The 11,550-nt window shown below is 56.0% G+C and carries 10 protein-coding genes; all 10 read right to left on the bottom strand.

All coding sequences use genetic code 11. The features are described 5' to 3' along the window. Positions 1-142: 142 nt before the first annotated feature. The gene (locus tag ADIMK_RS12390) at positions 143-430 is read right to left on the bottom strand and encodes a YciI family protein (RefSeq protein WP_036188569.1); all 288 of its coding nucleotides are present in this window, start codon (positions 428-430) and stop codon (positions 143-145) included. 48 nt (positions 431-478) lie between these two features. Next, positions 479-1,039 (bottom strand): TetR/AcrR family transcriptional regulator, encoded by a 561-nt coding sequence (locus tag ADIMK_RS12385; protein ID WP_036188567.1) that lies wholly within the window; start codon positions 1,037-1,039, stop codon positions 479-481. 27 nt (positions 1,040-1,066) lie between these two features. Next, entirely contained in the window at positions 1,067-2,137 is a 1,071-nt protein-coding gene (locus tag ADIMK_RS12380) for an alkene reductase (protein WP_036188564.1), read from the bottom strand. A 729-nt stretch (positions 2,138-2,866) separates the two neighbouring features. Next, on the bottom strand, positions 2,867-4,516 hold the full coding sequence (locus tag ADIMK_RS12375) for an AMP-binding protein (protein WP_036188561.1): 1,650 nt from the start codon (positions 4,514-4,516) through the stop codon (positions 2,867-2,869). Positions 4,517-4,652: 136 nt separating this feature from the next. Further along, entirely contained in the window at positions 4,653-5,834 is a 1,182-nt protein-coding gene (locus ADIMK_RS12370) for a thiolase family protein (protein ID WP_036188558.1), read from the bottom strand. A 14-nt stretch (positions 5,835-5,848) separates the two neighbouring features. Further along, positions 5,849-6,610 (bottom strand): SDR family NAD(P)-dependent oxidoreductase, encoded by a 762-nt coding sequence (locus ADIMK_RS12365; RefSeq protein ID WP_036188556.1) that lies wholly within the window; start codon positions 6,608-6,610, stop codon positions 5,849-5,851. A gap of 52 nt (positions 6,611-6,662) precedes the next feature. Next, entirely contained in the window at positions 6,663-8,567 is a 1,905-nt protein-coding gene (locus tag ADIMK_RS12360; protein ID WP_036188553.1) for an AMP-binding protein, read from the bottom strand. Between the two features lie 102 nt (positions 8,568-8,669). Next, the gene (gene mmsB, locus ADIMK_RS12355) at positions 8,670-9,560 is read right to left on the bottom strand and encodes a 3-hydroxyisobutyrate dehydrogenase (RefSeq protein ID WP_036188551.1); all 891 of its coding nucleotides are present in this window, start codon (positions 9,558-9,560) and stop codon (positions 8,670-8,672) included. Positions 9,561-9,631: 71 nt separating this feature from the next. Further along, positions 9,632-10,738: an enoyl-CoA hydratase/isomerase family protein gene (locus ADIMK_RS12350; protein WP_036188548.1), complete on the bottom strand. Its 1,107-nt coding sequence runs from the start codon at positions 10,736-10,738 to the stop codon at positions 9,632-9,634. Between the two features lie 18 nt (positions 10,739-10,756). Further along, a complete protein-coding gene (locus tag ADIMK_RS12345; protein ID WP_036188545.1) occupies positions 10,757-11,533 on the bottom strand; it encodes an enoyl-CoA hydratase in 777 nt (258 codons plus the stop codon). Positions 11,534-11,550 lie beyond the last annotated feature (17 nt).

Genomic DNA, 11,550 nt, shown 5'->3' with positions numbered 1-11,550 from the left:
ACTTGTTCACATGTTCCCTAGCTCAACCCTACCCTTCAAGGACTTTTATGCCAGTCAAAACGAGGGCCTTTGCAGATTTTATTCTAGGCGAGACCTCCCATCCGCACCAACAACAGTAGAGCCCATTTTTATCTCCAAAAAATCAATTTAAAAGAAATTCAAGTCTTTTGTCGGATTTTTTAGGGTCAATATCAAGTATTTCGGCATAAACAACATTCTCAACCACAAAAGGATCATTGTTTACTCGTTCCTGTAGTTCATGCCGTGAGGTATTGTGAGCGATTACGGAGCCACCCAGATTGGGTTGAAGGCTGCCTGCCAATAAAAAAACACCCTCTTCAAAACCTTGTTTAATCCACTGATTATGACCATCCATGAATTCTCCGGCCCGGAATTTATTATCTGAGAATCTAAGCAGCACAACAAACATATCTGTATCCTTTTTATATTAATAATAACTTATTTAGTCTTTTTAAACCTACAATGTATCGAGCCAATCGCACATCTTTTCTACCTCCTGTTTCACATATTTTAAGTCATCAAAAGCATTCCCCAGAGTCGCAACTCCCTGACTCCAGGAAAGTACACGCATAGCCAGCGCATCGGCCTCCTGTGCACGCCCAAGTTCAGTAAACTGACCTCTCAGCCACTCCCTGAAGAGCGTAAAAATTTTATTGGCCTCAGCTTTTGAGGCGTGGTTTAACTTGGCGAGTTCCGTACACAGTGTGCCGACAGGACAACCGTAGTTCCTGATCATTGACCAATTCGTGAGAAGAATTTTTATGTAACTCTTGATGCAGTCCTTTGGAGTTTTTCCTTGCTCTTCCCAAGAGGTCAGCATGTGCTGTGTTCTGTTCAGGCGAACATTAATAACCGCATCAAGAATATCATCCTTGGTCTTGAAATGATGGTATAAATTTCCGCGAGAAATATTTACCAGACTGGAGATATCAGCAAAGGAGGTATGCTCAAAACCTTGTCGATAAAACAAGTCATCAGCAACCTCTACAATCTGGTGCCGTGTTAAACCATGCCCCATAAATCGACCTCCTTATGTAATTTGTCTCTATGCATATATTGGATAATCGTTATAGCCTTTCTCATCACCACCATAGAATGTGCTGGCGTCAACGTCATTCAGAGATAAGTTCTCCTTATAACGTCGCACTAAATCCGGATTAGCCAAAAACGGAACCCCAAACGCAATCATATCAGCAACACCATTACCTATCGACTCCTGTGCGCTTTCCAGATTATATCCATTGTTTGCGATATAAACGCCATCGTACTTTCTAGCAAAATCAGAATAATTGATTACACTGACCTTGGTCATCATGTCACCTTCAAGCACGTGAAGATACGCTAGACCACGCCTACCCAATTGCTCTGCAAAATACTCAAAATGCGTTTGTGGCGCCGAATCAGACATGGAATTAAAACTGTTTTCAGGGCTCAACCGCACGCCTACCCTATGTGCAGGCCATACTGAGGATACTTCATCCAGAATTTCATTCAGCAAGCGCATTCGGTTTTCAACGTTGCCCCCGTACGCATCATTCCGATGGTTACTCCCATCACGAAGAAATTGATCAATAATGTAGCCATTAGCTCCATGAACTTCCACACCATCAAAACCAGCACGCTTCGCCAGCTCAGCGCTATTTTTAAACTGCTCCACAACATCTCTGATTTCATTTGTTTGAAGCGCATGCGGCGTCACGAAGTCCTGCATGCCGGTGTAGGTAACAGACTGACCTTCAGGTCGAATGGCTGAAGGACCTACAGGTAAGCCGTTATCTGGTTGAAAACTGGGATGGGATATTCGACCACAGTGTTGAAGCTGGATAAAGATATGCCCCCCTTCTTCATGCACTGCATCAGTGACACGTCTCCAACTTTCAACGTGAGCATCTGTATAAAGCCCCGGGGTAAAGGGATAACCGATGGCCTGCGGTGAGACAGGCGTTGATTCAGTGATGATAAGCCCGGCACCAGCCCTTTCCCGGTAGTGCGTAACCATCATCGGTGTGGTCATGCCATTTGCATCGGCCCGATTTCGGGTCATTGGCGCCATAACCATACGATTTGCCAGCGTCAGATCACCCAACTGAATGGCATCAAACAGACTCTTGTGCATAGCATCCCCCTTTGGATGTATAGATAATTCAAAGCCAAAAATAGGTCGCTAGACCTAGTTTTTGAAATGTAGGTCGGTTGTCCTACTTTGTCAACAGGTCATTTTTCTTTTTGGTACAGGCCTTTCAATACATGAGATTGAGAATTGTCTGGAAGTACCCCTCGCCAGCAGGCTGGAGCGTACTTACTTGGTAAAACAGTGGGTGAGATTCAAGATGGAAAGATAGAGTTTTTGATCAATGAAGTAATGAATGGCGTACTCAAATGTACCTAGGTGCAATTGATGTTTAGTTGTATAGATTAAATTTAGGCATAAAAATCACTCCGTGTGAGTGGCTCTTTTTATCAGAAACAGGCGTGAAAATTAGGTTTTTCTACAGCCTCAATGCCCTGGAGGTCGGCTTGAGCACCTTGTATATACAGGACGATTAAAATTAGTCCTTTTAAAACTTACCAAGCCACCACAATGCGGACACTTAACATCCATGCCTGTAGGAATCTGCGTCCAATCATACCTCCAATCACTTTTCATAAGCCCGCATTCTCAAAAGTTATAACAGTGTATTAGACAGCATGCCGTATAGTTCCCTCTTCCCTGCCAGATAAGCTGCGTGATAGATCGCGCCGACCCGACCGACCAGTCTCACTAAAACCAAAGCAGTTGCCCGAGGGTGCAGTGGGCATAGGCACAAAAAAAGGCCCGAACAGTCGGGCCTTTTTTGCTTATCGGTTAGCCGTTTAGCTCATCCTGTGCGCGTTGGCGTAAGAGATAGCGTTGAAGCTTGCCGCTGGAGGTTTTGGGCAGTTCGGTGACGAAGGCGATCTCCCGCGGGAAGGCGTGGGTCGAGAGGCGGTTGCGTACGTGCTGTTGTAGCACTTCGATCAGCTTATCGTCAGCATCGTACTCCGGGTGGGTGACAACGTAGGCTTTAACAATATAGCCGCGTTTTTCGCAGGGCTTGCCGACGACAGCGCTTTCGATCACTGCCTCGTGCTCAAGCAGGGTATTTTCAACGTCCGCAGGCCCTATGCGATAGCCCGCCGAGGCGATGATGTCATCATCTCGGCCCGTATAGGAGTGGGCGCCATCGCCGTTGCTGATGACGACATCACCCGTCAGGTAGTAGCGGCCCTGATAGGGGCTTTTCTCCCCCCAGGTGTAGCCCTGGAAGAAGTAGAGCGGCGAGTTTTCCATATCGATGGCCAGCTCGCCGGTTTCGCCTTCCCCTACTTCGTTGAAGTCGGCATCCAGCGCCACCAGACGGTAGCCGGGCATGGCATAGCCCATGCTGGCATCACGGTGGATGTGGCTAAGCTCATGGAAGTTACAGGCGGTCATGCCGGTTTCGGTTTGTCCGTATTGGTCGCACACACGGCAGTTGAAGGCTCTGCGTACCCAGTTGACCACTTCAGGGTTGAGCGGCTCGCCCGCGCTGTTAGCCACGCGCAAGTTTATGCCGGGGTAGTTCGTCAGCAGCTTTTCGTTTGCCATCAGCATGCGGTACGCCGTAGGGGCCGCTGCAAAGTTGGTAATGTTGTAGCGCTCAAGAAAACTGAATGTGTTGTCGGCGCTGAAGCCCGCCTCGTTAAAGTGTGTGGTGCAGCCGAGCAGCATGGGGCCGACAATGGCGTAGTACAGGCCATAGGCCCAGCCGGGGTCTGCCACGTTCCAGAAGTTATCAGTCGCGCGCAGACCGATGGCATAACGCATATAGACCCAGAACGCCGGCAGTGCGCGTACCGGTACCGACACGCCCTTGGACTTGCCGGTAGTACCGGAGGTGAACATCTGCAGGAAGGGTTCATCCGGCCCCAGGCGTACCGGCTCAAATTCGTTGCTCTGCCCGTTTTGAGCCTCATCGAACAGGAAGTTCGCTTCGCCCGCCAGCGGATGGTAAGCGTCGGCGACCAACATGGTGCGCGGCAGCCCGGCCACATCCTTCAACTTCGGCCACTGCTCCGGATTGGTGATGATCAGCTTGGTATCGGCGCGTTCCAGGCGGTACTCGATGGCGCCGCTGCCGAAGGCGGTGAACAGTGGCTGGTACACACCACCGACCCGCAGCGTACCCAACAGGCTGATCAGCAGCTCAGGTGTTCTCGGCAGCAGGCAGGCCACACGGTCGCCCCGACCTATCCCCTGGCTGGTGAGGAAGTTGGCGAACTGAGCCGAGCGCTGTTGCAGTTCGTGGAAGGTCAGCTCACCAGTGGAACCGTCGACGCGCTCGTAGCGCAGGGCCACGCGGCTCGGATCATCGGCGTGGTGGTCACAGATCTCCTGACAGACATTGATGCCGTTTTCGTAGTCGCCGACGAAGCGGTTCAGTATGGTGTCGACGCTGAAGTCGCGCACGAAGTCGCTGTATTTAACGTTGTTCATCGCTATACCTGCTTATTGTTGTTATTCGTGATCACCTATCCCTATGTAGCGAGTGGAGTTCGGGCATAAAGGGGGCCCGGCGCACCTCCCATTGGAGGAGCGCTACTGACTCGCTTTTACGGGAAAGATCGAAGAGTTAGAGAAGCTCGATCGCCACCGCCGTTGCCTCGCCACCGCCGATGCAGAGCGACGCCACGCCACGCTTGAGCCCTCGCTGCTTCAGCGCATGGATCAGGGTGACGATGATGCGCGAACCGGACGATCCGATCGGGTGGCCCAACGCACAGGCGCCGCCATGCACGTTAACCTTGTCGGGATCGAGCCCCAGCTCGCGAATCGCCAGAAGGGTAACCACGGCAAAGGCTTCGTTTATCTCGAACAGGTCTACATCTTCGGTGTTCCACCCTGCATGTTTGAGCACCTTCTCGATGGAACCTATCGGCGCGAGGGTGAACTCGGCGGGCAACCGGGCATGTGTGGCGTGGGCGACGATGCGCGCCACCGGCTTAAGTTGCCGGGCATCGGCCTCGGCCTGAGTCGTGAGGACCAGTGCAGAGGCACCGTCGCTGATGGAGCTGGAGTTGGCGGCCGTCACGCTGCCATCTTTACTGAAGGCCGGGCGCAGCTGGGGGATCTTTTCCGGGCGCGCCTTGCCGGGCTGTTCATCGGTGTCGACTACCACTTCTCCGGTGCGCGTTTTCACACTGACCGGCGCGATTTCGTCACGGAAAGCCCCGCTGTTGATCGCTGCAAGCGCGCGGTTGAGCGAGCCGATTGCGAAACCGTCCATCTCTTCGCGGGTAACTTCGCACTCATCGGCGGTGCGCTGGGCGAACACGCCCATCAGGCCACCTTCATAGGCATCTTCGAGACCGTCGAAAAACATGGAGTCGATCACCTGACCATGGCCCATGCGCATCCCCTGTCGCGCTTTCGGCAACAGGTAGGGTGCCTGGCTCATGTTCTCCATACCGCCGGCGACCATAATGCGGGCGCTACCCGCTTTTAACTGATCATGCGCCAACATCACTGCCTTCATGCCAGAGCCACACATTTTGTTCACGGTGGTACAACCCGAGGCATCGGGGATACCCGCTTTTCGGGATGCCTGTCGGGCCGGCGCCTGACCAAGCCCCGCTGGCAGCACACAGCCCATGACCACCTCATCGACGGCATCAGGTGATAACCCTGCACGCTCCACCGCTGCACGGATCGCCACTGCGCCTAGATCGGGGCTGCGCACATCGCTGAGGTCACCCAGCATGCCGCCCATGGGGGTGCGGGCCGTGCCCAGAACCACAATACTGTTGTCAGACATTTCACGTACTCCTATCAGCGTGGCGCCATGCGAAGCGCACAATCAAGACGAATGGTTTCGCCGTTGAGCAGCGGATTACGCACGATCTGCTCAACCAGCATGCCAAACTCGTTCGGTTTACCCAGGCGTTGCGGGAAAGGCAGCGTGGCCGCCAGACTCTGCTGCACCTCGTCGCTGAAGCTCGCCATCATCGGCGTCATGAACAGCCCCGGCGCAATGGTGTTAACGCGCACACCCTGACGGGCGAGCTCGCGGGCCGCCGGCAGCGTCAGCGAAACCACGCCCCCTTTCGATGCCGCGTAGGCACTCTGCCCGATCTGCCCTTCGTATGCGGCGATTGAGGCGGCATTCACAATCACGCCACGCTCGCCGTCGCCATTGGCCGCACGTTCGGCCATATCAGCAGCGGCCAGGCGCAGAACATTGAACGTGCCGACCAGATTTATCTGGATAACGCGGGCAAAGTCCTCCAGCGGCATCGGGCCCTCCTTACCCACAATGCGCCCGGCGGGTGCTACGCCTGCACAGCTCACGGATATGCCACACGGACCATGCGCTTCGCGCGCCGCGGCAAACGCGGCTTCGGCACTTTCGGCTGAGGTAACGTCACACTTGACGAATATGCCACCAATTTCGCGGGCAACCGCTTCGCCACGCTCCTGCTGCAGATCCAGTATCGCCACCCGGCAGCCTGCGGCGGCCAACACCCGTGCCGCGCCCTCACCCAGTCCCGAGGCACCACCGGTAACAACTGCCGGTACTTCTTTCATATCCATAGGTATCTACCTGTTTTCAAATTAGTTTCTCAAATCACAAGGACTCGCTTGTTCACTCGAAACCGGCCTGTTTAAGGCGTTCGGTAATCTCGTCGAGGATGCTGGCGTCATCGATGGTGGAGGGCATTTTGTAGGGCTCGGCGGCGGCTATCTTGCGAAGCGTCGCCCGCAGGATCTTGCCTGAGCGAGTCTTCGGCAGGCGCTTGACCACAACGGCTCGGCGAAAACACGCCAACGCACCTACCTGCTCACGCACCCGCCGTACAAGTTCAGCCTCAAGCTGCGCATCGTCGATCTCTTCACCGGCTTTAATCACCACCAGACCTACCGGAAGCTGGCCTTTGATCTCGTCGTTGACGCCGATTACCGCACACTCGGCTACGGCTGGGTGGGCCGACACCACCTCTTCCATTTCGCCGGTGGAGAGCCTGTGGCCAGCCACATTGATCACATCGTCGGTGCGACCGGTGATGTAGATGTAGCCGTCATCATCCCGATAGCCGCCATCGCCGGTGTGGTAGTAACCGGGAAACGCTGTCAGATAGGAGCTGACAAAGCGCTCGTCGTTGTTCCAGATACTCCAGGCCACACCCGGGGGCATCGGCAGGCGCACACAGATATGTCCTGCTTCTCCGTCAGGCAGCTCGTTGCCCTCGGCATCCAGCACACGAATGTCATAACCGGGCAGCGGCCTATGGGTTGAGCCAAGGCGCGGTTCGGCCGGATCAGACTCGGTCGGACAAGACAGGCCCATCATCGGTGATGTCATCGGCCAACCGGTTTCGGTCTGCCACCAGTGATCCAGTACCGGCACCTGCAGCAGGTCGGAGAGCCAGTAATAGGTTGAGGAGTCCAGTTTCTCGCCAGCGACGAATATCCAACGCAGGCTTGAGAGATCATGCTGTTTTGCCAGTTCACCGTTCGGGTCTTCCTTGCGGATCGCGCGGAAGGCGGTGGGCGCACAGAACATAGAGTTAACGCCATACTCGGCGATCACCCGCCAGTAGGTGCCGGCATCCGGCGTGCGGATCGGCTTGCCCTCGAAGAAGATGCTGCTGCAACCGCCCATCAGGGGGCCGTACACAATGAACGAATGGCCGACCACCCAACCGATATCCGAGGCGCCCCACCAGACATCGCCCGCTTGCATACCGTAGACATTGTTCAGTGCGTAGCTCAGGGCCACGGCATGACCGCCGTTATCGCGCACAATCCCCTTGGGCTGACCGGTGGTGCCTGATGTGTAGAGAATGTAGAGCGGGTCTTCGCCGCGTACAGGGACACATTCGGCGGGCATAACGCCCTCCTGAATCTGCTCCCAATCCAGATCCTGCGGGCTGTTCAGGTCAGCCTTCAGCATCGGACGCTGGCAGACGATAGTGCATAGCGGCTTGTGTTTAGCGCCCGCTATCGCCTGATCCACCAGCGGCTTGTAGGCGATAGTCTTGTCAAATTCGATACCGCAGGAGGCGGTGAGGATCACCTTGGGTTCGGCATCGTCGATGCGAATGGCCATCTCGTTCGGTGCAAAGCCACCGAATACCACCGAGTGCACCGCACCGAGGCGCGCGCAGGCCAGCATCGCCACCGCGGCTTCGGGGATCATTGGCATGTAGATCAGCACGGTGTCGCCCTTATTAACGCCCTGATTGCGCAGGGCGCCTGCAAACAGCGCCACCTTGTCGCGCAGTGCGTTATACGTGATCGCCTGCTTGGTGTCGGTAACAGGGGAATCGTAGTAGAGCGCGACCTGCTCGCCGCGGCCCTCGGCGATCTGATGATCAAGCGCCAGATAACAGCTGTTCAACTCGCCGTCGGGATACCAGCTCCAGGTGCCTGAGGCTGTTTCTTTCAGTGTGGTCTGCGGTTTGCGAAACCAGTGGATACGGTCGGCCTGCGCTGTCCAATAACGCTCGCCGTTCTCAAGTGCTGACCGGTACTCGTCGGTGTAAGCCATCGTCTAACCCCGTTATTGTTTTTATCAGGATGGATGCACCCGGCTACCGCGCCGCTAGAGGGGATGGCGACGGAAGCCGGATGGTCGAACTGCTCAGGCCTTTTACTGGTCCTGATACAGTTTCAACACGCTGGAAAAATCCAAAGCGCCGTTACCCTTTGCCTTGTGAAGGCTGAACAGCGCCCGTGCGCCCGAGCCCATCGGCACCGGAGATGCACTCTGCTGACTTAGCTCCATCGCCAGCCCCAGGTCCTTGTACATCAGGTCGACCATGAATCCGCCCTGATAGCCGTTGCTTGAGGGCACCCCTTCCATCACACCGGGAAACGGGTTGTACACCTGCAGCGCCCAGTTATTGCCGGAGCTCTGCTTCATGATTTCGGACAGCACCGCAGGGTCCAGCCCGTTCTTCACACCCAAATTCAGCGCTTCGCAGGTGCCGGTCATCAGCACACCGAGCAGCAGATTGTTGCACGCCTTGGCGATCTGGCCCGCGCCGTGATCACCGGCGTGGAAGATGTTCTTGCCCATGCACTCCAACACCGGCTTTGCCTGAGCAAACTGGGCATCAGAAGCCCCGACCATGAACGCCAACGTGCCCTCTTTGGCGCCACCGACACCGCCGGATACCGGCGCATCAATGAAGTTGATGCCTCGTTCGGCACCCACTTTGGCGACACGCTGCGCCGTTGCGGCATCGATGGTCGAGGAGTCGATAATCAGTGCGCCGGGCTTCACCCGATCAAACAAGGGCGCGTCTCCGGTGACATACAGCGCTTCGACATGTTTCCCAGCGGGCAGCATGGAGATCACGAAATCGGCATCGGACACCGCATCGGCCGCACTTGAAGCGGCCTGCGCCCCCTCTGCCACCACGCCCTTAACCAGTTCGTCGACAAGGTCAAAGGCGTGAACGTTATGTCCGGCCTTGACCAGATTGATTGCCATCGGGCCACCCATATGGCCCAGGCCGATAAATGCGATAGTTGCCATGTTCTTTTCCTTATTATTTTGTTGGCCCGGCAGCTGTGGCCGGTCATCAGCGTTTCGAGGGGCTCAAGCGATCAGTTCAACCGACCGCTCAGCGGATTTTCTGTCCAGGGCGACTCAAAAAACGAATCCAGCACCTGGGCGTCGACGTCAGCGACCGACTTGAACATCCAGTCCGGCTTGCCGTCCTTGTCGATCAACAGTGCGCGTATGCCTTCGGGGAATTCCGCGTGACGGCAGCACTGCACAGACAGTTCGAGTTCACGTTCAAACACCTCCCTGAGCGACAGATGACGGCAACGCTCAAGCTGGCGGGCGATAATCCGCACCGATAGCGGGCTGCCGTGGCTAAGCGCCTTTTGCGCGCGGGCCACCCATTTATCGCTACCATCTTCAGCCAGCAGCGCCGACTGCATCAGATCGAGCGTGTCATGGTCGGTTACGCGGCGGATAAGCTCGGCATGCTGGCGAATGGGGCCTGCGATCTCGTCGAGCTGCGGCTGTGATATCTGCTCCAGTTCGCGCAGTACGGTATTCACCGCTGCTGTCGCATCCCCCTGCCAGTTGGCCAATTGCAGGCGCTCAATCAGCGAGCTGCGAAGCTCCGAAACAATGAAGCGGTCAGCCAGCCCCAGATACAGTGCATCGGGTGCATTGATCGGGTTGCCGGTCAGACCCAGAAACAGGCCGGTACGCCCCGGCATGTGGTTCAAAAACCAGCTGCCGCCCACATCCGGATAGAGGCCGATGGTCACTTCGGGCATCGCCAGGTGCGATGTCTCGGTCACGATGCGATGGCTGCAACCGTTCATCAGCCCCATGCCGCCACCCATGACAATACCGCTACCCCAGCAGATGATCGGTTTCGGGTAGGTGTGCAGGGTGTAGTCGAGCAGGTACTCGCGGGTGAAGAAACGCTCGGCGAAGTCCTTGTCGCCCTCGCCCTTGATCGATTTGTACAGGTTGACGATATCGCCACCGGCACAGAACGCCTTCTCACCGGCGCTATCGAGAATCAGCGCGACTACGCTGTCGTCGTTGCGCCACGCATCCAGTTGCGGCTGCATCAGGTCGATCATCTCAAGCGTCAACGCATTGAGCGAACGTTCGGCATTAAGACAGATCTCGATGATCCGCTTGCCATCCTGGGTCGGTATCTCATTGAACAGTACACAGCTCATCGGGAATCCTCGTTACACTTACTGGTTCTTCCATTCGGGTGCACGTTTTTGCAGGAAGGCATTCACCCCCTCGCGCTGGTCTTCACTGTCGAACAGATCCACAAACAGTTCGCGCTCAAGAATGTAGCCTTGGTTCAGGTGCGCAGTGCGACTGTTCTGAATCAGCTGCTTGCAGGCGGTTACGGCAATCGGACTTTGCTGCTCGACCATCTTTGCCAGCTCCAGCGCGCGCTCGTATGCCTGACCTTTGGCCACCACCTCTTCGACCAGACCGATCTCATGCGCCTTGGGTGCTGCCACGCGCTCACCGCACAGGATCATCCGCTTGGCCCACCCTTCGCCAACCAGTCGGGTCAGATTCTGGGTGCCGCCTGCGCAGGGCAGCAGCCCCACCTTAGCCTCCGGCAGGGCCATCTGTGCCTGCTCTTCAGCGACACGAAGATCGCACGCCAGCGCAACCTCAAGGCCTCCGCCCATGGCAAAGCCGTTGATCGCAGCGATCGATACGCCACGGAACTGCGCGAGGGTTTCAAACGCCTCACCGAAAAGGCGCGCCATATCTCGGGCGATAGCCTTGTCACCCTCGGCAAACAGTTTCAGATCGGCACCGGCTGAGAAGAACTTGTCGCTGGTGCTGCGCAGTACCAGCGCATACACGTCGCGGTCGTCATTCAGTGCTTTAACCGTATCGGACAGCGCTTTCAGGCTTTCCGCCGTCCAGGTATTGGCCGGCGGGTTGTTCATGGTAATAACCGCCGTGTGGCCCTGTTTCTCGACAATCAGTGCATCTGTCATGGTGTTACTCCCGTTAT

It is taken from the genome of Marinobacterium lacunae, from assembly GCF_000705555.1.
Lineage (GTDB): Bacteria > Pseudomonadota > Gammaproteobacteria > Pseudomonadales > Balneatricaceae > Marinobacterium_D > Marinobacterium_D lacunae.
Note: the sequence above shows the minus strand (reverse complement) of the source record. Positions and strands in the feature narration are given on the sequence as shown.